Source organism: Alkaliphilus crotonatoxidans, assembly GCF_054658015.1.
Genome location: NZ_BAAHXS010000006.1, coordinates 1,198,291 through 1,224,001 on the forward strand (window position 1 = coordinate 1,198,291; position 25,711 = coordinate 1,224,001).

Annotated in this window: 22 protein-coding genes and 1 tRNA gene; all 23 read right to left on the reverse strand. The window is 42.5% G+C overall.

The window, feature by feature from the left end; translation table 11 throughout:
* Nucleotides 1-35: 35 nt before the first annotated feature.
* The 23 genes from ACYQ1I_RS17865 to ACYQ1I_RS17975 all read right to left on the reverse strand — a co-directional run bounded on the left by ACYQ1I_RS17865 (nucleotide 36) and on the right by ACYQ1I_RS17975 (nucleotide 25,710).
* The gene (locus tag ACYQ1I_RS17865) at nucleotides 36-2,369 is read right to left on the reverse strand and encodes an FtsK/SpoIIIE family DNA translocase (RefSeq protein ID WP_459767760.1); all 2,334 of its coding nucleotides are present in this window, start codon (nucleotides 2,367-2,369) and stop codon (nucleotides 36-38) included.
* 205 nt (nucleotides 2,370-2,574) lie between these two features.
* On the reverse strand, nucleotides 2,575-3,342 hold the full coding sequence (locus tag ACYQ1I_RS17870; RefSeq protein ID WP_459767762.1) for a ClpP family protease: 768 nt from the start codon (nucleotides 3,340-3,342) through the stop codon (nucleotides 2,575-2,577).
* Nucleotides 3,343-3,455: 113 nt separating this feature from the next.
* On the reverse strand, nucleotides 3,456-3,719 hold the full coding sequence (locus ACYQ1I_RS17875) for a YlmC/YmxH family sporulation protein (protein WP_459767764.1): 264 nt from the start codon (nucleotides 3,717-3,719) through the stop codon (nucleotides 3,456-3,458).
* Between the two features lie 149 nt (nucleotides 3,720-3,868).
* Nucleotides 3,869-3,945, reverse strand: a tRNA-Pro gene (locus tag ACYQ1I_RS17880).
* A 214-nt stretch (nucleotides 3,946-4,159) separates the two neighbouring features.
* The gene (locus tag ACYQ1I_RS17885; protein WP_459767766.1) at nucleotides 4,160-5,425 is read right to left on the reverse strand and encodes a M16 family metallopeptidase; all 1,266 of its coding nucleotides are present in this window, start codon (nucleotides 5,423-5,425) and stop codon (nucleotides 4,160-4,162) included.
* A 104-nt stretch (nucleotides 5,426-5,529) separates the two neighbouring features.
* Nucleotides 5,530-6,255, reverse strand: coding sequence for a polysaccharide deacetylase family protein (locus ACYQ1I_RS17890; RefSeq protein WP_459767768.1), 726 nt, complete (start codon nucleotides 6,253-6,255; stop codon nucleotides 5,530-5,532).
* Between the two features lie 120 nt (nucleotides 6,256-6,375).
* On the reverse strand, nucleotides 6,376-8,496 hold the full coding sequence (locus ACYQ1I_RS17895) for a polyribonucleotide nucleotidyltransferase (RefSeq protein WP_459767770.1): 2,121 nt from the start codon (nucleotides 8,494-8,496) through the stop codon (nucleotides 6,376-6,378).
* Nucleotides 8,497-8,666: 170 nt separating this feature from the next.
* The gene (gene rpsO / locus ACYQ1I_RS17900) at nucleotides 8,667-8,930 is read right to left on the reverse strand and encodes a 30S ribosomal protein S15 (RefSeq protein WP_459767772.1); all 264 of its coding nucleotides are present in this window, start codon (nucleotides 8,928-8,930) and stop codon (nucleotides 8,667-8,669) included.
* Nucleotides 8,931-9,015: 85 nt separating this feature from the next.
* On the reverse strand, nucleotides 9,016-9,954 hold the full coding sequence (locus ACYQ1I_RS17905) for a bifunctional riboflavin kinase/FAD synthetase (RefSeq protein WP_459767774.1): 939 nt from the start codon (nucleotides 9,952-9,954) through the stop codon (nucleotides 9,016-9,018).
* A gap of 12 nt (nucleotides 9,955-9,966) precedes the next feature.
* Nucleotides 9,967-10,854: a tRNA pseudouridine(55) synthase TruB gene (truB, locus tag ACYQ1I_RS17910; RefSeq protein ID WP_459767776.1), complete on the reverse strand. Its 888-nt coding sequence runs from the start codon at nucleotides 10,852-10,854 to the stop codon at nucleotides 9,967-9,969.
* 12 nt (nucleotides 10,855-10,866) lie between these two features.
* Nucleotides 10,867-11,823, reverse strand: a complete 957-nt coding sequence (locus ACYQ1I_RS17915) for a DHH family phosphoesterase (protein WP_459767778.1) — start codon at nucleotides 11,821-11,823, stop codon at nucleotides 10,867-10,869.
* Nucleotides 11,816-12,190 carry a 30S ribosome-binding factor RbfA gene (gene rbfA / locus ACYQ1I_RS17920; RefSeq protein ID WP_459767780.1) on the reverse strand — a complete coding sequence of 125 codons (375 nt, stop codon included), beginning with the start codon at nucleotides 12,188-12,190 and terminating at the stop codon, nucleotides 11,816-11,818. The genes ACYQ1I_RS17915 and rbfA overlap by 8 nt, the downstream gene beginning before the upstream one ends.
* 19 nt (nucleotides 12,191-12,209) lie before the next feature.
* On the reverse strand, nucleotides 12,210-14,300 hold the full coding sequence (infB, locus tag ACYQ1I_RS17925) for a translation initiation factor IF-2 (RefSeq protein WP_459767782.1): 2,091 nt from the start codon (nucleotides 14,298-14,300) through the stop codon (nucleotides 12,210-12,212).
* A 16-nt stretch (nucleotides 14,301-14,316) separates the two neighbouring features.
* On the reverse strand, nucleotides 14,317-14,634 hold the full coding sequence (locus tag ACYQ1I_RS17930; protein WP_459767784.1) for a L7Ae/L30e/S12e/Gadd45 family ribosomal protein: 318 nt from the start codon (nucleotides 14,632-14,634) through the stop codon (nucleotides 14,317-14,319).
* The gene (gene rnpM / locus ACYQ1I_RS17935) at nucleotides 14,618-14,896 is read right to left on the reverse strand and encodes an RNase P modulator RnpM (RefSeq protein WP_459767786.1); all 279 of its coding nucleotides are present in this window, start codon (nucleotides 14,894-14,896) and stop codon (nucleotides 14,618-14,620) included. Before rnpM ends, ACYQ1I_RS17930 begins: the two co-directional genes overlap by 17 nt.
* A gap of 5 nt (nucleotides 14,897-14,901) precedes the next feature.
* Nucleotides 14,902-15,948: a transcription termination factor NusA gene (gene nusA, locus ACYQ1I_RS17940; protein WP_459767788.1), complete on the reverse strand. Its 1,047-nt coding sequence runs from the start codon at nucleotides 15,946-15,948 to the stop codon at nucleotides 14,902-14,904.
* Nucleotides 15,949-15,962: 14 nt separating this feature from the next.
* Nucleotides 15,963-16,427: a ribosome maturation factor RimP gene (gene rimP, locus ACYQ1I_RS17945; protein ID WP_459767790.1), complete on the reverse strand. Its 465-nt coding sequence runs from the start codon at nucleotides 16,425-16,427 to the stop codon at nucleotides 15,963-15,965.
* Between the two features lie 196 nt (nucleotides 16,428-16,623).
* Nucleotides 16,624-20,937 carry a PolC-type DNA polymerase III gene (locus ACYQ1I_RS17950; RefSeq protein WP_459767791.1) on the reverse strand — a complete coding sequence of 1,438 codons (4,314 nt, stop codon included), beginning with the start codon at nucleotides 20,935-20,937 and terminating at the stop codon, nucleotides 16,624-16,626.
* A 16-nt stretch (nucleotides 20,938-20,953) separates the two neighbouring features.
* Nucleotides 20,954-21,577, reverse strand: a complete 624-nt coding sequence (locus ACYQ1I_RS17955) for a glycosyltransferase family 2 protein (RefSeq protein ID WP_459767793.1) — start codon at nucleotides 21,575-21,577, stop codon at nucleotides 20,954-20,956.
* A gap of 21 nt (nucleotides 21,578-21,598) precedes the next feature.
* Nucleotides 21,599-22,645 carry a flavodoxin-dependent (E)-4-hydroxy-3-methylbut-2-enyl-diphosphate synthase gene (gene ispG / locus ACYQ1I_RS17960; RefSeq protein WP_459767795.1) on the reverse strand — a complete coding sequence of 349 codons (1,047 nt, stop codon included), beginning with the start codon at nucleotides 22,643-22,645 and terminating at the stop codon, nucleotides 21,599-21,601.
* Nucleotides 22,646-22,684: 39 nt separating this feature from the next.
* Nucleotides 22,685-23,689: an RIP metalloprotease RseP gene (gene rseP / locus ACYQ1I_RS17965; protein WP_459767797.1), complete on the reverse strand. Its 1,005-nt coding sequence runs from the start codon at nucleotides 23,687-23,689 to the stop codon at nucleotides 22,685-22,687.
* 14 nt (nucleotides 23,690-23,703) lie between these two features.
* Entirely contained in the window at nucleotides 23,704-24,852 is a 1,149-nt protein-coding gene (locus ACYQ1I_RS17970) for a 1-deoxy-D-xylulose-5-phosphate reductoisomerase (RefSeq protein ID WP_459767799.1), read from the reverse strand.
* A 69-nt stretch (nucleotides 24,853-24,921) separates the two neighbouring features.
* Nucleotides 24,922-25,710, reverse strand: coding sequence for a phosphatidate cytidylyltransferase (locus ACYQ1I_RS17975; RefSeq protein ID WP_459767800.1), 789 nt, complete (start codon nucleotides 25,708-25,710; stop codon nucleotides 24,922-24,924).
* Nucleotide 25,711 lies beyond the last annotated feature (1 nt).

Sequence of the window (25,711 nt, forward strand, 5' to 3'; positions counted from 1 at the left end):
TTGAAATTTAATAATTCCTAAAGGGTTACCTACCTTTAACCCATCTTGTTTTGCTCAATTATTTCAGAGGGACCAATTAATACCTGTCGAGGCTTACTTCCCTCATGGGGACCAACAATTCCCTTTTCCTCCATTTCATCAATTAATCTGGCGGCCCTGTTATAACCAATACGAAGCCTCCTCTGAAGCATTGAAATGGATGCCTGCTGGCTTTCTACCACCATTTCTACAGCCTTTTCAAAGAAATCATCTGAACCAGACATATCTGTAATTTCTCCGCTATCTATCTTATTAATTATTTCTGTTTCGTATTGAGGCTGCTCTCGTTGTTCTTTAATAAAGGCCACGACCCGATCCACTTCCTTTTCTGAAACAAAGGCTCCCTGAACCCGAAGGGGTTTATTGGCCCCTATGGGATAAAACAGCATGTCTCCCTTGCCCAGAAGCTTCTCGGCCCCTCCCATATCTAAAATCGTTCGGGAGTCGGTTTGGGAAGCAACGGAAAAGGCAATTCGGGAAGGAATATTGGCTTTAATAACCCCTGTAATAATATCAACCGAGGGTCTTTGGGTAGCCAAAATTAAATGCAGGCCTGCAGCCCGGGCCATTTGGGCAAGGCGGCAGATGGCATCTTCAACATCATTGGCTGCCACCATCATCAAATCAGCCAGCTCATCGATAATAATCACAACAAAGGGGAGCTTTTCAGGAAGTCCCTTCTCATTATAGCTGCTGATATCCTTCACACCATTTTCGGCAAAGAGCTGGTATCTTCGGGTCATTTCCTGCACCGCCCAATTCAATGCACTGGTTGCCTTTTTGGGATCAGTTACCACGGGAATTAACAGGTGAGGAATACCATTGTACTGATTTAATTCTACTACCTTGGGGTCAATTAACAACAGCTTTACATTTTCCGGCTTAGCAGAATACAAAATGCTTAAAATCAGGGTATTAATACATACACTCTTGCCTGAACCGGTGGCCCCGGCCACCAATAGATGAGGCATTTTGCTAATATCTGCAATTACAGGATTTCCTGAAATATCCTTCCCCAGGGCAAAGGGAATGTTGGCGGTGCTGTTTTGAAAGCCGTTGCTGTCTAATACTTCCCGAAGGGTTACGGTTGAAACATCTTCGTTGGGAATTTCAATACCAATGGCAGCCTTACCGGGGATCGGTGCTTCGATCCGAATGGCGGGGGCCGCCATGTTAAGGGCAATATCATCACTTAAATTTACAATTTTACTAACCTTGACCCCTACATTGGGCTGAAGCTCGTAACGGGTAATTACCGGCCCCTTACTCACCTGAATGACCTTGGCCTCTACCCCGAAATTGAGAAGGGTATCTTCCAGCACCTTGGCCTTTTTAACAATTCGCTTTTTATCTTCCTTATTGGCCATAGCCTCAATCTGATTTAATAGATCAAGACTGGGAAGCTCATAAGGTACCTCTGAGGGTTGAGGAAGGTTGACTTTAATTTCTTCCCCTTGATTATCCTCCTGTCTTACCGTTTGTTCCGGATCAACCCCTGTTTTCCTCTGAACTGTCGGGGTCTCTTCTCCGTCTTCTGTCTGGGCAAAGTCTAATATCTTTATTTTATCAGACCGATCATCATGAACCTCTTCACCAGCAATGGCCAAATCTTGCTCAAAAATCTCCATTTGCTGAAGCATTTGAAGCTTTTTGTCTTGACTTTCCTTAGGATTGCTTTTAGCTTTAGCCTTTGGTTTAGGCTCTTCCTTAGGGACAAATATAAAGTTTTCGATGGCCTCCTTTAAAAATACAAAGGTACCCTTAAGGCCCCTTTGAATAGCTCGAATCAGTTGAAGGAGCGAAACCTTTGTATAGATCATCGTTGAAACGATTACCAGGCAGGTTACAATGATATAAGAGCCTACCCTGCCAAAAAGACTGACAAGGAGATAGGTCAGGCTAATACCCAGGGCCCCGCCGCTGACTCCCTCTCGTCCCCACACATAGGCAACCCGAAGACTTTCCACCAGGTTTAGACCCTTGAGCCCTTCAATAAAGGCCATGTCCCATAGGGTGATATAAATCAATATGCATGAAAATATTACTGTAAAATACCAAATACTCCTGCCATCCTTCCAAAAGGAGGTATTAATTAAGGTTAAAATTCCTAATAAAATCGTTATGTAAGGTAAAATCATTGCAGCACTGCTAAAAAGGCCCATCAACAGGGTACGAATCCATTCTCCCACCCTTCCGGCACCTAAGGAATGCATTCCTACCAGCAACAATAGTCCTACCCCGATTAAAAAGACACCCTTTATTTCATGGTTAAATTGCTCTTTAAAGGAATCTGTCCGTCTTCTACTCTTCTTTGTCGTTTTTTTCCTCATTTTCTCACCCCAAATCCGATGTACTTAACTGTAATAGTTTTTGTCAACATGGTGACTGATCTGTCCATCCCATTAAGTAAAGCGCAGTATTCTGCGCTCTAATTAAGTATTCATCCAATAATATCATTGTACAACAAAATTGCCGATTCTACAAACGATTTAAAAAAACTTATTAATGAAACAACAATGAAGTAGAAGAAATTTTTTAATTTTTCAAGGGCTCTTCTTGATCTTGCTTAGCCAGCTTAATTAATTCCTTCAGCTTATTCATGGCCCGGTTTAATCCCCCCACCTCATTGATTAATTTCAGCTCTACGGCCTCCTTCCCTATTAAAATTGTTCCAATATCATTGGCCAGCTCATCGGTGGAATTCATTAATTCCAAAAAGGTGGTACGATTCATACCTGAGGTGCGTACAACAAAATCAATAATTCGATCCTGCATTTTTTTAAAATAATTAAAGGTTTGGGGCACACCGATCACCAAGCCGTTCATACGGATTGGATGGATTGTCATGGTGGCAGTGGGAGCAATAAAGGAATAATCTCCCGCCGTTGCCAGGGGCACGCCAATACTGTGACCTCCGCCCAATACCAGTGTTACTTTAGGCTTTGAAAGGCTGTGAATGAGCTCTGACAGGGCCAGGCCAGCCTCTACATCACCCCCAACCGTATTTAGAATTACCAATAGGCCTTCAATTGCAGCATTTTCCTCTATGGCCACCAATTGGGGGATAATATGCTCATATTTTGTAGATTTATTTTGGGGGGGAGCCATCATATGCCCTTCTATATGACCAATTATGGTTAAAATATGAATATTGTTGTCTTGACTTGGCAAATGATTGGTACCAAGGGCTTGAATATTGGCAAGGGCAGGATTTTCTTTTGAAGTCTCCCCCGGTACCTCTTTATTTTTTGTCAGGGGTGGATACAGCTCTTGATATTGGTCCTCAAAATTATATTCCTTCATTTTTTCACCTCAATTAATTTTGTATAACCTTATTCTAACCTTTTCCCCTGCTTATATTCTTCCTCAATCTGCCCAAACAAAATAAGCCCTCTTTAACGAGGGCCATAATCCTTTTACAAATTATATTTACGTTTTTCATTATCCTCCAGCTCAATGATAATCATATCATTTCCAATTCTCTTAATGGCCTGCCAGGGAATTTCCAACAGGGTCGAGCTGGACAGAAAATTAAACAAGCCCTTTTGATCTGGAATTAACAGGGCTCTTATTTTACCTGTTTTCTCATCAATTAATAAATCAGAATCGCCAATGATCCCCAGTCTGCTGCCATCACAAAGGTTGACGATTTCCTTACCTCCCATGGTACTAAACCGCATATAAATTCCTCCTATCATTTGTATCAATTACTTCTTAATTTATATGCTTGGCTTATTCAATTCAGTACAGCTTTTTTCATGTAAGGATCAGGGATTCCGCTCTTCTAAGCTTTTAATTTGTTTATGCAGACTTTTTAAGATAAAACTAATGGTCGAGGTGACTGGATTCGAACCAGCGACCTTTGCGTCCCGAACGCAACGCTCTACCAAACTGAGCCACACCTCGATAGTATTTTTCATCAAAAAAGCTACATATATATATTATCACAATAATTGAAGAAGTCAACTTTGACATTTAATAAATTTCTATTGATTTCCATTATTTTATATAACTAAACAGACTACTTCTTCAACGCTCCTATAAAGGAACTACTCTTATTTCTTCTGAATTTATAATATGGGGCTATTTCGATAAGTAATGAAACATAAAAAAAGGTCAATTAAGACCTTTTAGAAAAAATTGCTTCCATTATGTTTTTCTGTTTCTGATTACTAACAACTGCTCCTGCCAGAGAATCAAGGTTTAAAACGGATCTAATAACATTGTTAATTTCTTCCATCGTAATGTTATCGATCATCTGGATAATCTCTTTTTGGGTATGGGTCTTGCCTAAAAGCAGCTCTGACTTTCCAATAGACGACATTCGGCTGCTGGTGCTTTCCAAGCCTAAAATATAATTTCCCTTTAGCTGTTCCTTGGATTTTTGCAGCTCTGTTTCGGTTAACCCATCCCTGAGCAAAAGCTCGATTTCTTCTCTTATAAGATAGGCCGCCTCCTCCAGCTGGTTAGGATTCATTCCTCCATAGATGGTTAAAAGTCCCCCTCCCTTATAGGCGGATGGATAGGAATAGATGGAATAGGCCAAACCCTTGTCTTCACGTATTCGCTGGAATAACCGTGAGCTCATGCTGCCCCCCAGAATGTTATTAATCACCAGAAGGGGATAGGTAGATTGATTTCCCAGGGCTACTCCTCTAAAGCCAAGACATATATGAGTTTGCTCTATATCCTTTACCCGCTCTGAAAACTCAAAATTAAACTGTAGCTCATGATCTTGCTCCTGTGACAGGCTCTGTCCCTTCCAATCACCAAAAAATTTTTCAATGGCCCCCATCAATTGGGCCTCGTCGTAGTTGCCAGCAACGGAAATCACCGCCCGTTGGGGAATATAGTGGTGCTTCATATAATCTATCAGCACCTGTCGATCAATTCCTTCTAGCGATTCCTTTGTGCCCAATATTGGATAACCCAGTGAATGCTCCTTGAATATGGTATGGGACAACAAATCATGAACAAGGTCTTCGGGTGAATCCTCATACATACTGATCTCTTCTAAAATAACACTTCTTTCCTTATCAATTTCCTGGGGATCAAATTTCGAATTAAAGAGCATATCAGCCAACAGCTCAATGGCCAAATCAAAATGGGAATCCAGAACCTTAACGTAATAGCAGGTACATTCCTTACTGGTAAAGGCGTTGATTTGCCCACCCACGCCATCAATTAAATCTGCAATATCCTTTGCTGTTTTGGTGGAGGTTCCCTTAAACAGCATATGCTCGATGAAATGGGAAATTCCACTGTTTATTACGTTTTCATTCTTTGAACCGGTCTCGATCCACACCCCGATTGAAATGGATTTTACATGGGAAATTTGTTCGGTAACAATTCTTAAACCATTATCTAGTGTATATTTATTGTACATTTTATCCTCCCGCCTATGGATTCTGCCAAAGCTCCGTCAATTGTTTAATGATTTATTCATACTTAATCTATTATAATGGAGTTTTCAAACGGATGCAACTTTTCTTAGAGTACATCACTTACCCGACCAACCGTAAGGCCCTTTTCCTTTAAGGCATCAATCAGCTCAGGAAGCGCTCTGGCTGTTTCTTCCATAGGATGCATCAAAACAATTTTTCCATTCAATTCTTCCTTTTCAAGAACTCGCTTTAAAATCAAATCCTTTGTACTGCCCTGGCGCCAGTCGATGGTATCGATGGACCATAGGATCGTTTGATAACCTAGCTTTTCTGCAGCCCTAAGGGTATGCTCGTTATAGGCCCCAGAAGGAGGTGCAAAGTATTTAGGCTTTTCCTGGGTATGGGCCATGATGGCGGCTTCGGCATTTTGAATTTCTTCTTCATTCTTTTCAAGGGAAAGGGTACTGTAGTTAAGGTGCTGATAGCCATGGCTGCCGATTTCATGGCCTGCCGCAATGATGCTTTCAAAGACCTCTGGAAAGGCCTTGGCCCATCGGCCCGTAACAAAGAAGGTGATTTTGACTTCCTTTTCCTCAAAGACCTTGAGCATTTCAGGAATTACCTCATTACCCCAGTCTACATTACAGGTAAAGGCAATAAATTCAGAATCTGCCTTTCCCTGGTCTATGGGCTTAATGGCAGGCTGATAGGTACTGGTTTCAGCGGTTTTGGCAGTTCTGGTGAAATAAAAGATACCACTCCCTGCCAGGATCAAAATGATTATTACTGCAATAATTAAAGTTACCATTCTTTTATTCATAATAATTACCATGAAGGCTCCCCCTTTCTTTTCAAATAACCATTTCATAATATATTATTCCAAATATGACAGGTTATTCTGATTGTAGGGAATAATCAGCCAAAAAAATTAAAAAACATAAACCACTCCGGTTTATGCTTTTTCGTTTTTGTTTTTATCTTTGTCACTCTTTTCCGGCTTAGGCAACAATGCCTTCCTGGAAAGGTTTATTTTTCCCTGGGGGTCAATTTCCATCAGCTTTACTTCAATTTCATCCCCAACCTGCAATACATCCTCTACTTTATTAATTCTTTCATGGGCTATGTTAGAAATATGAACCAGCCCTTCCTTACCCGGCAATATTTCCAGGAAGGCTCCAAAATTCATGATTTTAACAACCTTTCCCTTGTAAACTTCTCCTACTACCGGTTCCCTGACAATGTCTTCGATAATTTCTACAGCCCGTTTTCCTGACTCTTGATCAGGGGCTGCAATGAAAATCGTACCATCATTTTCTATGTCAATTTTAACTCCGGTATCATCGATGATCTTATTGATTACCTTACCGCCAGTACCAATAACATCTCTGATTTTATCAGGATGGATTTTCATCTTGACAATTTTAGGTGCATAGGGAGATAGCTCAGGACGAGGCTCAGTAATGGTTTCACGCATTTTATTCAATATATGAAGTCTGCCAACCCGGGCTTGCTCAAGGGCCTCCTTCATAATAGGCCGATCGATACCGGCAATTTTGATATCCATTTGAATAGCTGTAATTCCTTTGTCTGTACCTGCCACCTTAAAGTCCATGTCTCCCAAGAAGTCTTCCATCCCCTGGATATCTGACAGAACAGCTACCTTTTCCTTTTCCTTTACCAGTCCCATGGCGATACCTGCCACCATGTTTTTTAGTGGTACCCCTGCATCTAACAGAGCCAAAGTACTGCCGCATACACTGGCCTGGGAGGTTGATCCATTGGAGCTTAGTACCTCTGACACCAGCCTGATGGCATAGGGAAAATCCTCTTTACTGGGGATCATTGGCTCTAAAGCTCTTTCAGCCAAAGCACCATGCCCAATTTCTCTACGGCCGGGTCCCCTTAAAAATCTTGTTTCTCCGACACTATAGGGTGGGAAATTATAGTGATGCATATAGCGCTTTTCCTCTTCTTCCCCTAAACCATCTAAAATTTGCACATCTCCCAGGGCACCAAGGGTCGCCACAGTTAATACCTGAGTTTGCCCCCGGGTAAATAAACCTGTTCCGTGGGTTCTAGGCAATACTCCCACCTGACTCCAAATGGGGCGAATTTCATCGAGCTTACGATCGTCAGGGCGAATTCCTTCTTCAAGAATCATTCTTCTAATCTCGGTCTTGACGATTTTAGATAGAATTTCGCCGACTTCCTTCAAACGATCCTCGTATTTTTCCTGGAAAAAGGCCATTGCTTCTTCCTTTACAGCATCAATATTTTCAATTCTTTCCTGCTTTTCAAAGGTTTTAATGGCATTAATCAGCTTATCTGTTGCAAAGGCCTTAACCTCTGCTTCTAGGTCCACATCGGTTTCCTTTAATATTACCTCGGCCTTAGGTTGTCCCACCTCTGCCACAATGCCTTCTATAAAGGCTACAATTTTCTTGATTTCCTCATGACCAAACATAATGGCATCCAGCACCTGTTCCTCTGTCAGCTCATTGGCCCCAGCTTCGATCATCATAATGGCATCCTTGGTACCTGAAACCATTAAATTCAGGTCACTGATTTCTCTTTGCTCACTGGTGGGGTTCACTATGTATTCCCCATTGATCATACCGATATTAACAGAGCCTGTGGGTCCCATAAAGGGGATTGGTGAGATGGATAATGCAATGGATGAGCCAATCATTGCCACTACGTCTGGGGTACAGTTCTGATCAACTGATAGAACCGTTGCAATAACCTGCACATCATTGTAATATCCCTTTGGAAAAAGAGGTCTAATGGGTCTGTCAATTAACCGGGAGGTTAAAACTGCCTTTTCGGTTGGTCTTCCCTCCCGTTTAATAAAGCCTCCAGGTATCTTTCCCACAGCATAGGATCTTTCCTCATAGTCACAGCTTAAAGGAAAAAAATCAATTCCTTCTCTGGGGGTTTTGGAGGCGCAAGCAGTCACTAAAACCACTGTATCTCCGTAGGTAACGGTGCAGGCTCCATGGGCCAGCTCAGCTACTTTGCCAATTTCTACCTTCAGGGTTCTTCCTGCCAGTTCCATTTCAAAAGTTTTTGCCATAAATTGTTCCTCCTTTCATTCTGTTTCTATTATAAATTCTATGTAAAGAATATTATTTCCTTTAATCTTGATTAAATTCCTATAATGAAAATAGGCCAAAGGTCCAGTTGTTAATTACATGTTTTTCCATTTTCACAATTAAATAATAGAGCGGGCTAGCCCGCTCTTGATTATTTTCTTAAGCCTAATTTTTCAATGATTTCTCTGTAACGCTCGATATCTTTGTTTTTAACATAGTTCAAAAGATTTCTTCTTTTACCTACCATTTTAAGAAGACCTCTTTTGGAATGATGATCTTTCTTATGGATCTTACCGTGTTCATTTAGATGATTAATTCTCTCTGTTAACAGGGCAATTTGCACCTCAGGAGAACCTGTATCATTTTCATGAACCCTATGGTTATTAATGATCTCTTGCTTTAATTCCTTATTCATTTGTTTCCACCTCCTCTATTTATATCCCCTTACTCTAAGTATACGTCGGTGATTCAGAATACCGAGAGCAGGTTCTCAACCTTAATCATTTTACCATAATTGTCTTGTCATGTAAATATTTTTTTGTATTTTCAACGTCTGTCTCCATTTGTTGAATTAGGCCCTCTACTCGGTCAAATCGGATGTTATCCCTTAACCTTTTTTTAAAGATCACTTCAATATATTGATCATAAAGGCTACCCTGGTAATCAATAATAAAGGTTTCCACCGAGGTATGCTCCCCCTGGAAGGTTGGGTTGGTACCTATACAGGTTGCCCCCATGAATATCTTATCTTCAATTTTCACCAGGGTAGCATAGACCCCCTCCCTGGGAATTAAAAGATGAGGCTTTATCATGATATTGGCAGTGGGATAACCTAAATTTCGTCCCCTTCCATTTCCATGGATTACCTTTCCGTAGAGGGCAAAGCTCCTGCCAAGGTACTGATTAGCCTTTTCAATTTCACCGTCTAAAATATATTTTCTTACTGCAGTACTGCTTACCTTCTCATTTTCAACGGTAACTGGGTCAATTACACAGACAGAAAAACCATATTTAGTCCCCAGCTCCTTCAATAAAACCACATCGCCCTTGGCCCTTGACCCAAACCGATAGTCAAAGCCCACTACAGCCACCTTGCAATTTAAGCTCTCTATCAATATTTTTTTAACAAAGTCTTCAGGACTTAAATTCATGATTTCTTCGTTAAATTCAGCCAATACCAGAGTTTCAATCCCCAAGTCTTCAAAGAGCCTGTTTTTAACCTCATGACTTGTAATTTGCAGGGGTTCCTTTCCCCTGGTGGTGACAGTGGTGGTATGATTTTTAAATGTATAGACACAGGATTCTAAATGATACTTCGTAGACGCTTCCTTTAAGGCCTCAATCAATTTTTGATGCCCGATGTGAAGTCCGTCAAAATTCCCCAGAGCTACTGCCCTTTCAGTTGATGATAAATGTTGAATCTCTTCTATTAATTTCATAAAGACGCCCCTTTAAACAAATAGCCTGCTGAATTTTAAATAGACCTCTTCCTGTCCTGATTTCACGATTGCTATTCCAATGAATTGATCCTTAAGATAAACTCTGGCCAGGTCTTCCCCTTTAGCCTGCCAACCCTTAAGCCACAAATGGGAAGGGATTTTATTGCCATTTAAAACTGCCCTTTCGGCCCCAGGATTCACTGATATTTTGGGTAGATGCCGCAAGGGATAATCTACCGGATACAATAGCTTCTCTATATCCTGGGTTGCTTCCAGCGCCTCTAGGGTAATGGTATTTTCCAGTTGAAATTCACCCGTGGCAGTTCTTAATAAAAATGACATCATTCCACCGCAGCCAAGGCTTTCACCGATATCCTTACATAGGGTTCTAATATAGGTTCCCTTTGAACAAAGCACATCAAAAATAACTCGATTTCCGTTGATCTCAATGATCGAGATTTCATGGATCTGTACCCGCCGCGGCTCCCGATGAACTTCGATTCCCTCCCGGGCCAGCTCATAAAGTTTTTTGCCATCTCGCTTTAAAGCTGAATACATGGGAGGAATTTGATCATATTCTCCCACATAGCTCATGATGGCCTTTTTAATTTCTTCTCTGGAGGGAATTTCAGCCTGTTGCTTTAAAATTTCCCCGTATTGATCCTGGGTATCGGTCTCAATACCAAGGTACAGCTCAGCTCGATATTTTTTTTGACTGTCTAATAAGAATTGTGATATTTTTGTGGCCTGTCCGATACAGATGGGTAAGACCCCAGCAGCATTGGGGTCTAAGGTTCCTGTATGGCCCACCTTTTTAATGCCCGTCATTCTTCTGACCAAGGAAACCACCCCGTGGGAGGTAACTCCCGGCGGCTTCAATATATTTAAAATACCGTTCAAGTCATCACCAGCCTAAATCATCCTTTGTATTTTATCCAGTATTTGATCCTTCACTTCCTGAATTGTACCTGCCATTACCGCCCCAGAGGCCTTTTTATGACCTCCGCCCCCGAAGGTCTGGGCCAGGCGACTGACATCAAAGGTTGTTTTTGATCTAAGGCTTATTTTAACTTCGCCAGCTTCAAGCTCCTTTAGAATCACAGCCACCTCTACCCCTTTTATGTCCCGTGCATAGTTGATCATACCTTCTACTTCATCATATTGTACTTGATAAGCCTTTAATAGGTCATGGGTTACCTCCATAACGGCTACCTTTCCATCGAAGTAGGTTTTCAAGCCTGCCAAAAGGTGCCCCAGGAGCTTCAAACTGCCAAAGGTATTATTTTGATGCAGGTGGTAGGTAAGCTCCTTAAGCTCTACTCCTTTTTCCAGCAAGGCTCCGGCAATATGGTGGGTTTCGGGGCTGGTACTGTCATATCTGAAATTTCCTGTATCAGTTACAATTCCTGTATATAGACAGATTGCCATGGCTTTATCAATATCAACTTCCATTTCCTGGGTAATCAAGCGGTAAATCATTTCACAGGTTGAAGAAGCCTCAGGATCGAGTATATTGATATCTCCAAAGCCTGCATTGCTGACATGATGATCAATATTCACAATCTGCCGGCTTTTTTTTAGTAAATCAATGCTATAGCCCAGGCGTTTTTCATCACCGCAATCCAGCACAAAGCAAATGTCAAAGCATTCACTTTGATTTAAATCATAACGAATTACCTGATCAATTTGCGGTAAAAATCTATATTTTTGCGGCACGTCATCGTTGACAAAGGTGGTGACCGCCGCCCCCTGCTTTTTTAAGGCCAGAGAGAGGCCCAACAGGGAGCCTAGGCTGTCGCCGTCGGGATTAATATGGGAAATCACCGCAATTCTGCTGCCTTTTTGAACCTGAGGAAATAAATTATTCATTGTCTTCCTCTCCCAAGGGGCCAGCCTCTTGAATTTTTGAAATCTTATGGTACATTTCAACTCCCTTTTCAATGGAATTGTCTAATCTAAATAGTATTTCAGGGGTATACCTTGCCTTAATCTTTTGCCCCACTTCTCTTCTTACAAAGCCGCTGGACTTTTTTAAGGCTTCCAAGGTACTGATCTTTTCATCCTCTGTTCCCAAAACACTAATATAGATAGAGGCAAACCTTAAATCCCTGGTTACATCCACCTCGACAACACTGGTCATGGGCGCAATACGTGGGTCCCTCAATTCATTTCTAATTAGATGGCTGACTATTTTCTTTATTTCCTCATTTAATCGACTTACCCTAGGATATGCCATATCCTTCATCCTTTCCGACTTATCTTGCTATCTCTTCCATTTTAAATGCCTCGATCAGATCGCCTTCCTTGACATCATTGAAGTGATCAATACCAATACCACATTCATAACCTGTGGCCACTTCTCTGACATCGTCTTTGAAACGTTTTAAAGAACCAATTTCTCCTTCATGAATGACAATGCCGTCCCGAACCAATCGAACTTTGGCACTGCGAAGAATCTTGCCCTCTACCACGTAACAGCCGGCAATCAGCCCCAGGCCAGGAACCTTAAAGGTAGCCCTAACTTCAGCTTTTCCCAATTGAACTTCTTTATACTCCGGATCTAACATTCCCTTCATAGCTGCTTCAATATCTTCAATTGCATTGTAGATTACCCGATAGGAACGAATATCAACATTTTCCTTTTCGGCCAGGAAGCTGGCATTAGAAGTGGGTCTGACGTTGAACCCAATAATAATGGCATTGGATGCAGAGGCTAGGGAAACGTCGGTTTCTGTAATGGCTCCCACTCCGCCGTGGATTGGCTTAATGATTACCTTATCGTTGGATAGCTTATTTAAAGACTGCTTAACGGCCTCAACAGAACCCTGAACATCGGCCTTAACGATAATGTTCAGCTCTTTAATTTCTCCTGTTTGCATTTGGCTATACAGGGCATCTAGGGAAATACGTTGAGTAGATCGTAGCTGCTGCTCTTTGATTTTATTGATTCTTTGTTCAGCAATGGTTCTGGCCTGTTTATCGTCAGCCACGGCAACCAGTTGGTCCCCTGCTTCAGGTACCTCTGATAACCCTGTAATTTCTACTGGGGTAGAGGGGCCTGCTGTCTTAACCCTTTTTCCCTTGTCATTAACCATGGCCCGGATTCTACCGTGGATAGTACCGATGACAACTGAATCTCCCACCTTAAGGGTTCCATTTTGCACCAGTATTGTTGCCACTGCCCCCCGGCCCTTATCTAATTGGGCCTCAACAACAGTACCAATGGCCTGTCGATTTGGATTGGCCTTTAATTCTTCCATTTCTGCCACCAAAAGAATCATTTCTAATAATTCGTCTATGTTAGTACCCTGCAGCGCGGAAACCGCAACAGAAATCACATCGCCGCCCCACTCTTCAATAAGCACGCCATTTTCAGAAAGCTCCTGCTTTACCCGGTCTGAATTGGCTCCAGGCTTATCAATTTTATTAATGGCCACAATGATTGGTACGTTGGCCGCCTTGGCATGATTGATCGCTTCAATGGTCTGGGGCATGACACCATCATCGGCCGCCACTACCAAAATGGCAATATCGGTTACCTTTGCTCCCCTGGATCGCATAGCCGTAAAGGCTTCATGACCCGGGGTATCTAAAAATACAATTTTCTTACCGTTGATTTGTACTTCAGAGGCTCCAATATGCTGGGTAATTCCTCCTGCTTCTCTTTCCGTTACCTTGGTTTTACGAATGGCATCCAGCAATGAGGTTTTGCCATGGTCTACGTGACCCATTACGGTCACCACCGGAGGTCTGGGCTTTAAATCCTTTTCATCGTCCTCTGGTATTTCAATATCACTGTTTTCTTCTTCCATTACCTCTGCCTTCTTAGACAGGGTAATATCATACCCCTGGGCAATGGTCTGGGCAGTTTCAAAATCAATTTCTTGATTCATGGCTGCCATGACTCCCTGCTGAATGAGCTTTGTAATAATTTCACTTACGTTTTTTTTCAACAGCTCTGCCAGGTCCTTTACAATTATCTTCTCGCCAATTTCTGTTTCTTTTTCTGATTGTTGTCTATTTTTTTCTTCTATCATTGCATCCTTCTTTTCTATGATTTTGTCGTTTTTTCCATGCTTGCTTTTATGACCCTTTTTTTGTTTTTTTTCTTGCTTCGGGGCATTGTTTTTTTCGACGGATTGAGAGGCCTTTTCCGGCTCCTGAACAGTGATTTTCTTTTCTTCAGGCTTATCAGTGAACAGCTCAATAATTAAATTCGCATCTTCCTCTTCCAGGGTGCTCATATGATTGTTGACCACCACAGATAAATCATTTAATTTTTCAATTAGCTCCTTACTGCTGATTCCCAGCTCCTTAGCCAATTGATACACTCTTAACTTAGACAAGCTAATCACCCCCTAATTATTCATTGCCTACTTTTGTGTCGATATACTCCATTAGCTTTCTGGCAAATCCTTGATCACGGATTGCAATGACAGCTCTAGGCAATTTCCCAATGGAGCTTCCAAGATTCTCCTTTGTGTCATAAAATCTTAATGGTATCTCATAAAACCTTGTTTTGTCACGAAATAGCTTTTTTGTATTGTCCGACGCATCCTCTGCCACTAAAACAAGACAGACTTGACGATTTTGTACCGCCTTTTTGCAAAGCTCTTCACCGGAAATTAACTGGCCGGACTTCATTGCCAGGCCCAGCAGATTATTAATTTTTTCCTTCAAGCTGATTAATCTCCTGTATTAGATTTTCATAGATTTCATCGGACACATTGCATTGGAAGGCACGGTGAAAGGCCTTGGTCTTTTTTGCTTTTTCAAAGCATTGGGTTTGGGGACAAATATAAGCTCCCCGTCCCGGTGCCTTTCCCTTTAAATCAATACTGATGATTCCCTCTTGGTTTCTCACCACTCTAATTAATTCTTTCTTGGGCTTCATCTCATTACAGCCCAGGCATTTTCTAAGCGGGATTTTTCTGGTTTTCATTTCAATCACCCCAAATCAGATTGCACTTGACTCTCGCTTTTAATATCAATTTTCCACCCTGTCAGCTTGGCAGCCAGCCGGGCATTTTGGCCTTCTTTACCGATGGCCAGAGACAATTGATAGTCTGGAACAACAACCCTGGCTGTCTTTTCATCCAAATTGACATCGGTTGATACCACCTTGGCAGGGCTTAAGGCACTGGTAATAAACTCAGTTGGATCTTTACTATATTTGATAATATCTATTTTTTCACCCTTTAATTCATCTACAATTGCCTGAACCCTGGCTCCCTTTGGACCAACACAGGCTCCTACGGGATCAACATTTTCATCCTTGGATTCTACGGCAATCTTGGTTCGAGAACCGGCTTCTCTGGAAATACTTTTAATTTCTACAACCCCATCGTGAATTTCAGGCACTTCCAGTTCAAATAAGCGTTTGATCAAGCCAGGATGGGTTCTGGATACAGTTATTTGAGGCCCCTTGGTGGTCTTTTTTACTTCAACAATATAGGTTTTGATTCGATCCCCATGAAGATATTCTTCATTGGGCATTTGCTCATTGGGGCCCAGTATAGCCTCTGTTTTTCCCAGATTTACATAGACAATTCCCTTGGCAACCCTGGCCACTGTTCCGGTAATAATATCAGATTCTCGATTAATAAATTCATCAAATACGATTCCCCGCTCCGCCTCTCGAATTCTTTGCACTACCACCTGCTTCGCCGTTTGGGCTGCGATCCGTCCAAAATTCCTTGGAGTTACCTCACGTTCCACGATATCCTCTATCTCGTAGTTCGGGTCAATGGCCCTGGCATCGACCAGTGCAATTTCTAAAAGCTCATCCTCCACTTCCTCCACAACCCTCTTTTGGGAGTATACTCGAACGTCTCCCGTTTCTCGGTTGATTTCGACCCTCACATTTTGCGCTGTTCCAAAATTCCGCTTATAGCTGGAAATCAAAGCAGCTTCAATGGCATCAATTAAAATCTCCTTTGAGATACCCTTATCCTTAGAAATCTGCTGCAGCGCTTCAATAAACTCCACATTCATCTAAATAACCCTCCTTAAAATTTGATCGCTAGCCTGGTTAAGGCGGCTTTTTCCTTTGGTATCTCTATAAAGCCGGCATTCTTGACATTTAATTGAATTTTACCTTCAACTAAACCCACCAGCTCACCCTCTATTATTTTTTGACCATTTAATGGTTCATATAGCTTTACTTCCACCAGCTCGCCCTGGAACCGCTGAAAATCTGATTCCTTTTTTAAAGGACGGTCCAAACCTGGTGACGATACCTCCAAGAAATAATTTTCTTCGATTGGATCCACTTCATCCAATCGATCACTCAGGGCTTCACTCACCTTTTGGCAGTCATCCAGGGTAATTCCCCCTTCTTTATCAATAAATACTCTTAAATACCGATGGGGACCTTCTTTTTTAAATTCAATATCTACCAATTCGAAGTTTTCCCTTTCAATGATTGGCAATACCAGCTCTTCTGTTAGCTTTTCAACTTTGTTTTGTCCCATCCTAAAACCTCCCTCTATTCAATTTTTCCCTTTGATATATGTATTTTCAGCCATTTCCAGTATATTTATTCTATTACCTAAGATTTCTGTCAAATATCAAAGATACATAATGACAAAGAGTGGGAATTTCCCACTCTTTCACAATAGTACAATATTATCGACATAAGTATACCATAATTCCCAATTCCGTGCAAGGCTAAAATAAGCTCAGTTGATTGGTTTTTGGCAAACCATTAAGGCACCCATGATTTACCAGGGCCTCTACTACGGTTTTGGTCACTTTGGCCCGCTCCCTTAAGTCTTCCAGGGAAATGAACTCTCCTTGTGCCCTTGCCTCAACAATATTTTTAGCTGCATTTTGCCCAACCCCCTGTAATGATTTTAGGGGTGGCAGCAGTTTACCATCTGTCACTAAAAACCGGTCTGCATCGGAATGATATAGATCCACCGGCAAAAGCTCTATTTTTCTTAGAAACATTTCCAGGGCCACCTCTAGAACCGTCAGCAAGTTTTTTTCCTTAGCCGTAGCTTGGTTACCCATGGCCTCCAGCTCCTTAATTTTTTCCCTGACTGCCCCTTCTCCCTGGACAATTAGATGGGCATCAAAATCCTCTGCCTTGGTGGTAAAGTAGGTGGCATAAAAGGCCTCCGGGTGATGGACTTTAAAGTAGGCAATTCTGAAGGACATCATGACATAGGCCACAGCATGGGCCTTGGGGAACATATACTTGATTTTATTACAGGAATCTATATACCATTGAGGTACATTATTCTTCTTCATCTCTTCTTCATATTCAGGGGTTAGTCCCTTCCCCTTTCTGACATTTTCCATGATCTTAAAGGAGGTTTTTTTAGGCAAGCCCTTTAAAATTAAGTAGTTCATTATGTCATCACGGGTTGAAATAACATCCTTTAGCTCAGCAATATTTCCACGAACCAAATCCTGGGCATTATTGAGCCATACGTCTGTTCCATGGGAAAGACCGCTGATCCGTACCAATTCGGCAAAGGTACTGGGCTTGGTATCTAATAGCATCTGCCGTACAAATTTGGTTCCAAATTCCGGAATCCCCAGGGTTCCTACCTCACAGCCCAGCTCCTGGGGGTCTATATCCAGGGCCTTGGTACTGGTAAAAATACTGACGGTGGTTTGATCATCCAGGGGAATTTCCTGGGCATTTAATCCTGTAATATCCTCCAGCATCTTAATAATGGTGGGCACATCGTGCCCCAGAATATCCAGCTTTAAAAGGCGGCCGCTGATGGAATGATAGTCAAAATGGGTGGTAATAACCCCTGAGCTGGCATCATTGGCCGGATATTGAATGGGACAAAACTCATGGATATCCTTGTGGCCTGGAACGATCATAACTCCTCCGGGATGCTGCCCAGAAGTTCGCTTTACTCCGGTACAACCCATGGTCAAACGGTTGATCTCCGTTTGGTTATGCTGAATTCCCTTTTCCTCCAGGTATTTTTTTACAAATCCATAGGCTGTTTTATCGGCAATGGTACCGATGGTTCCAGCCCGGTACACCTTTCCCTTTCCAAAGAGCTCTTCGGTATATTTATGGGCTTCACTTTGATATTCTCCGGCAAAGTTAAGGTCAATATCAGGCTCCTTATCTCCTTCGAAGCCTAAAAATACTTCAAAGGGAATATCGTGGCCATCCTTGGTCAGAGGAGTATTACATACCGGACAATTTTTATCAGGCAGGTCTGCCCCTGAACCATAGGAACCATCTAAAATAAATTCTGAGTGCTTACAGTTACTGCACACATAGTGGGGTGCCAAGGGGTTTACCTCGGTAATATCGCTCATGGTGGCCGCAAAGGAAGAGCCTACCGAGCCCCGGGACCCTACCAGGTACCCATCACGAAGGGATTTTGTCACCAGCTTCTGGGCGATAATATACATAACGGCATAGCCGTTGCTGATAATTGAATTCAGCTCCCGGTCCAAACGAGACTGAACAATTTCAGGCAGGGGAGTACCATAAATTCTTTCCGCCTTTTCGTAGCATAATCTTCTAAGCTCCTCATCAGATCCTTCAATGACAGGAGGATAGGTACCATCGGGAATTGGAATGATTTCCTCCACCTGTTCATTAATGGCATTGGGAAAATCAATCACTACAGCCTCTGCCCTTTCCTTTCCCAAATAGCTGAATTCCTCCAGCATTTCCTGGGTGGTTTTAAAATACAGGGGAGCCTGATTATCGGCATCGGAAAAGCCCTGTCCAGCCATTAAAATTCTTCTGAAAACCTCATCTCTTTGATTCAAAAAGTGAACGTCACCGGTGGCCACCACAGGCTTTTTTTGGGCTTCGGCCAGGTCTACAATGCACTTGTTAATTTCCCGGAGGGCGGCTTCGTCCTTTACAATACCCTTTTCCACTAGAAATTGATTGTTTGCAAGGGGTTGAATCTCCAGAAAATCATAAAAGTCAGCAATTGCCTCTATTGCTTCATCAGCTTTTCCGCTTAGGTAGGCCTGATACAATTCTCCGGCCTCACAGGCGGTTCCTATCAGTAGTCCCTCCCGATACTGATTCAGCAGACTCTTGGGTAGACGGGGTTTCTTATAAAAATAATTTATATGGGATTCTGAAACCAGCTGGTACAGATTCTTTAAGCCTGTATAATTTTTTACCAAAATCAGCACATGATAGGTATCCAGCTTGGAAAAATCCAATTTCTTAGCCAGCCTTTTGTTGATTTCAGCCAGGGTGCTGATTTGGCGATCCAACAGCATATTGATAAAATAGATCCAAATTTCTGCCGTGGCAGTGGCATCATCTACGGCCCTATGGTGGGACAGCAGCTTGATATTCAATTCCTTGGCAATAAGATTAAGCTTATGACGCTTTAGCTGCGGCAGAAGAATACGGGACAGCTTCAGGGTATCGATGACAGTATTTTCAATTGAGTAACCCTGTTGTTTTCCATTTTCCAGTATAAAGCCCATATCAAAGGCAGCGTTATGGGCTACCAGGGGGACGGCTCCTATAAATTCCAAAAATTGAGGCAATATCTCCTCGATCGTGGGCTGATCCTTCACCATGTCATTAGTGATGCCGGTAAGCTCTGTAATTTTAAGGGGAATAGGTATTTCGGGGTTTACTAAGGCAGAAAACTGGTCAACAATCCTTCCTTCCCTAACCTTCACTGCTCCTATTTCCGTTATTTTATCATTTTTGTTTGATAACCCTGTGGTTTCTATGTCAAAGACCACGTATTCATCCATTAAATCATAGGCTGTATTCCCCTCAATAAGGTCGGCCTCATCATTAACCAGGTATCCTTCCATTCCATATATGATTTTTATGCCATGCTTCTTACCAGCCTCCATGGCCTCGGGGAAGGCCTGGACTACACCATGGTCAGTGATGGCGATGGCCTTGTGCCCCCATTGGGCAGCCTGCTTCACTAAGCTGGCGGTGTTGCTGACGCCATCCATGGATGACATTTGGGTATGTAGGTGAAGCTCCACCCGTTTTCTTTCGCAGGGGTCTATGGAGGGTTCCTTTTTAATGGCCATGAGATCACTGGCCATAATAACATATTCCCGCTGATATTTATCAAAAACAACGTCCCCCCGAACCCGAAGCCACTGACCTTTCTTTAAGGTAGCTTCAAAATCTGCTATGAGGGACTTACGCTCAAATATTTTAATTGTAATGGAATTGGTGTAATCGGTAATCTGAATGGTATAAATTTTTTTACCGCTATTTAAATCCCGGGCTTCAAAATCAATAATTTCTCCTTCTACAATGATTTTAGCCAGTTCTCCCTGGATTTCACTAAGGGCCAGCACTTCACCCATAAAGGGCTTTCCTAAGAGCACTGGCGAAGAGCCATCCTTTGTGCTCTGGCCATTGCTTGCTTCCCTAATCCTTTTAGGGGCTTGGCTTAGGGCCGGTGAATGCTGTACACTTTTTAAGATCTCTTCAACATATTGGGTGCTTTCCTTTTCCCTTACCTCTTCATATTGGGAAATATCAAATTCCCTTAGGGCATTTTCATCCAGCAAGCAGCGAATTTTTTGATTAAAGTGACTGGTAAAATAGGCTTCTATGATTCGATGAATATTTCTTTCCTTTGCTTTTTGTAAAAAAACCGCTTCCTTGATGGTAAGCCTTAGCTGATCATTTTTCATATCCCAATCTATTTCGTCCAACGTTCCTTTAAAGGAGGGCATATTTTTTTGAATTAAATACATTATGTTCTTCCAGTTATCCTCCACCAGCTTTCTTGGAGAGGGATACTCAGGAAATTGAGAAAAGCAAAGATTAACTTCATTCATTTGGAGCCTGCCCTTAATACTGTCAGTCACCTCATCCAAAAGCTTCAGGTCGGCAGCCCTATTCCCCTGAAGCTGTATTTCTATTTTTCTTTTTTTCCGATAATATTTAATTCCATCTAAATAATAGGATTCAAAGCAGGGATTGCAGTTTAATCCTAATTCTGCCAGAAATTCTTTGAAATCCATTTTTCTGTTTGGCTGCATCGTATCCCACCTTTAACTAGTTCAACCAATATTTAATCATATCCTGATACATTTTTAACCGATAAAGGGCGCCTTCATATAGCCCCAGCTTTTCTTCCTTCATGACATGGCTGATATTTTCCAGAGGAATCCGCTTTACCCTCATATTTTTATCCTTTGTAAGGCGATTAAGGGCCAGTTCGATACTGTAGCCTGTGGCCTCCAGCATTAAAATATCAGTAATATGGCAGCCTCGAAAGGCCCTTTGCCCAGAAAGATTGGGGGCAATTTTCTGGGCCATATGGGTAATTAAGCGACCACTGACAAAAATACCAACGGTCATATCGGCAACCTCTGATAATACAGGCAATACCAGGGCTTCAATATGTCCAGGGGTTAATCCGATCAAGTCTGCATCCAGCAGCAATATGGTTTCTTCACCACATTGACTTAAACCCTGTTTAACAGCTGCTGCCTTTCCCTGGTTATAGGGCAGGCGCAGCAGTTCAACAGGGTAGGATCGTACGACGGATTCAGTATGATCGACGGAACCATCATCAACCACAATAATCCGGTGAATATAGGGGGATTGAAGCAAGGGTTCGATCACCCCAGCTATCCGATCTCCCTCATTATAGGCCGGCAAAATTGCTGACACCATTGATCTTAACCTCCTACTCTATTACAGCTTATCAATTTCCTCCAGCAGAGCCTGTACAATTTGATCCTCTGGAACTTTACGAATGATTTCCCCCTTTTTAAACAACAAACCGCCATCGATTCCGCCGGCAATACCTAAATCAGCTTCCTTGGCTTCTCCAGGGCCATTTACTGCACAGCCCATGATTGCCAGCTTAATGGGCTTTTTCAGCTTTCCTACCCGCTCCTCAACCTCCTGGGCCAGCTTAATTAAATCTATTTGACAACGGCCGCAGGTAGGGCACGAAATAATGGTAACTTCGTTTTGAATAATCCCCAGGGATTTTAAAATCTGTCTGCCTACCTTAATTTCCTCTACCGGATCACCCGTTAAGGATACCCGCAGCGTATCACCAATTCCCTTTAGCAGCAGGGCGCCGATTCCCACAGCCGATTTAATGGTTCCCGCCCAGGGGGTACCGGCTTCAGTAATACCTAAATGAAGGGGATAATCACAAAGGGCAGCAATTTTTTCATAGGCCTCCACCGTTAAATGGATATCACTGGCCTTGAGAGAAATGACAATATCATGAAAATCCAGCTCCTCCAAAAGGGCCACATGTCCCATGGCACTGTCAACCATGGCATCAGCCGTAGGATGTCCATACTTTTTCAGCAGGTGCCTTTCCAGTGACCCGGCATTGACACCAATCCGAATGGGGATATTTTTTTCCTTGGCGGCCATCACCACCTCTTTAACCCTTCTTTTGTCTCCAATGTTGCCAGGATTAATTCTCAGGCCGTCAACCCCCTGGGCAATGGCCTCGAGGGCAATCCGATAATCAAAATGAATATCTGCCACCAGGGGAATCGTAATTTGTTTTTTAATTTCATGTATATAATAGGCAGACTCCAGGGTCGGTACTGCAATACGGATGATATCGCAGCCGGCCTCCTCCAATCGCCGTATTTGCGCCACTGTTTCCTTCACCTGTTTGGGGCTTGTGGTGGTCATTGACTGAACCGTTACGGGATGATCTCCCCCTACATAGACCTGACCACATGCCACGGCACGGCTTTTTCTTCTCATTTTTCCACCTTCCAAAGTTTTCTATTGAAATATCAGCATTTAATTAAATAGTCTTACAATATCCTGATAGGTGACAAAGACCATTAGGGCTATTAAAATACTAAATCCAATCATGTGGATCATGCCTTCTCGATCGGGGTCTACAGGTTTCCCCCGAAGCAGCTCAACCAGCAGGAACAACAGTCGGCTGCCATCCAGGGCTGGAATGGGTAACAGGTTCATAAGCCCTAGATTAACGCTGATAAGGGCGGCAAGAAAAACTACATTTAACCACCCTGCCCTGGTGGCTTCTCCCACCAGACTAATAATACCAATTGGGCCCGCCACCTCCGATGAAGATGCCTGCCGAGTAACCAGCCGCCTTAGAAATTCCATAATCTCTGTTACAATCATGGAAAAATTATGAAAGCTGTTTTGAATTGCTCCCTTAAGGGAGCTTTCCATTTTGGGGACAATTCCGATCATAATTTTTCCGCTCTCTTCATCCCTCATGGGGGTAATGGTTTTTGTCATTATTTGACTGTCCCGCTCCAGTACCACCTCCAGGGGGGCTCCTCCTGAATTGCCTATGGCGACCTCCAGCTCAGACCAGGTTCCAATCTGTTCATCATTAATTTTTAAAATCTGATCACCAGGCATAATCTCCACCATTTCTGCAGGTGAGTCGGGAATAATCTGGTCTATGGTCGTCACTGGGCTTCCTGTCATATAAAATAAAAGGGTAAAAAGCAGAAGGCCTAGAATAAAATTCATGATTGGTCCTGCCACGATGACCGCCATCCTTGCAGGTACAGACTTTTTATTGAAGCTCCTGGCATCTTCGGATTTCTCGTCTTCGCCTTCCATTTTTACATAGCCCCCGATTGGAAAGGCCCTGACAGAATAGTCAGTCTCTGAACCTGAAAAGGCGAAAAGCTTTGGCCCCATTCCAATGGCAAATTCATGTACTTTAATTCCCACCAGCTTTGCTATGGCAAAATGCCCCAGCTCATGGAAAAACACCAGCATGCTGAAAACAATAATCGCTGCAATTGCAGTTCCCATTTTTTAACACCTTCCTATCTTATTTGGCTTTTTACCCATGCTCTCACCCATTCATCCACTGACAACACCTCTTCAAGGCTTTCATAGGAAAAGGCTTGGTGCTGCCCCATGGCAGCCTCTATGATTCTAGGAATATCATAAAAACCAATTCTTCCCTTCAAGTAGCCCTCTACCAATACTTCATTGGCCCCATTTACTACACAGGGCATTGTTCCTCCTATTCTTAAGGCCTCACAGGCCAATTCAAGGCATGGAAATTTATCTGTATCGGGCATTTCAAAGTGGAGGCTACTAATTTCTTTAAAATTAAGTCTTGGTAAATTGCCGACCAATCGCTCAGGATATGTAAAGGCATACTGTATCGGCAGCTTCATATCTGGCAGCCCCATTTGGGCAATAACCGAATAATCCTTCAATTCTATCATGGAATGGATAATACTTTCCGGATGAACCACTACTTCTATTTTATCCACATCCACATCAAATAACCACCTGGCTTCAATTACTTCCAATCCCTTGTTCATAAGCGTAGCAGAATCAATGGTAATTTTTTTCCCCATTGTCCAATTCGGGTGCCTTAAGGCTTCAGCACAGGCGGCCTGGGCAATGTCTTCCTTCTTCCAGTTCCTGAAGGGCCCTCCTGATGCTGTTATGATCAGCTTTGAAAGGTTATGATAATTTTCACCCTGAAGGCATTGAAAAATAGCTGAATGCTCACTATCTACCGGAATCATTCTCACTTGATGCTTTTTGACAAGCTCCATCACTAAGGCCCCTGCCACCACCAGGGTCTCTTTATTGGCCAGAGCAATGTCTTTATTACTTTGAATGGCCTTAAGGGTAGGTACCAACCCAATACTGCCCATTACAGAATTTAAGACAATATCGGCCTCCGGTATGGTGGCAGCCTCTATCAGCCCCTCCATTCCCGCAACAATTTTTGTTGAGCTTCCTGTTCTGGCCCGCAGCTCCTTTGCCTTTTCTTCATCATAAACAGCCACCAGTTTGGGCTTCAGCTGATCAATCTGTTCTTCCAAGGCTTCTATACTTTTCAACGCAGCCAAGGCCACTACCTGAAATTCTTCAGGATGATCTTGAACCACCTCGATGGCCTGTTTACCAATGGAACCCGTAGAACCCAAAAGGCTTATCTTTTTTTTCATTGGCTTCACCCCTTTAGTGTCAGACTATGAATAAAATAAGCATTGCTTTCAAAGCCATGCTTATTCATTCTATAATCTATTAATCATGAATAGCAAAAAATAATAGATTACCGGCGCTGTAAACAAGATACTGTCAAATCGATCAAGAATTCCTCCATGGCCTGGAATTAAATTACCAAAGTCTTTTATACCCACCCTTCGTTTAATAACCGAAGCGGTAAGATCCCCCAGCATAGAAAAAATGCTTCCAAAAAAACCGATTAAAATCACCGCTGTCATATGTTCTTTGATCATAAAATACCCAAAGATACCGGCAATAATCATCGTACCCAATATGCCACCAATGGCCCCTTCTACGGTTTTTTTAGGACTGATCTCAGGGCAGAGCTTTCTTTTTCCAAAAAAATTTCCGGCAAAATAGGCGCAGGTATCGGTTCCCCAGGCAGTGATAAATATCAACCATATGACAATACCATTGGGCTGCTGGCTGGTCAGCAAAATGTGCCCCAGCAGTACCGGTACATACAATAATCCATAAAGGGTGATACTGGCATCTATCATATTATATTTTCGGTTGGCAAGGAGTATGATACTCAATGCTATTATAGTCATTACCAACCAAAAAATCGGATTAGCAGACATATTTATAAAGTGAAATTGGCTTAATATGGCAATAGTAAAGATATAGCCTATTGGCTTTATTGGATTTAGCTTGGCTGCTTCCATCGCTTGATAAAATTCATAGAGCCCAATCAAAGCAACCACTAAGGTAGCCGCAAAGAGGGCTGTTCCTCCAAAATAAACGACAGCCAGCAATACAGGTACGCCCAATAAACCACTTACAATTCTTTTAAGCATG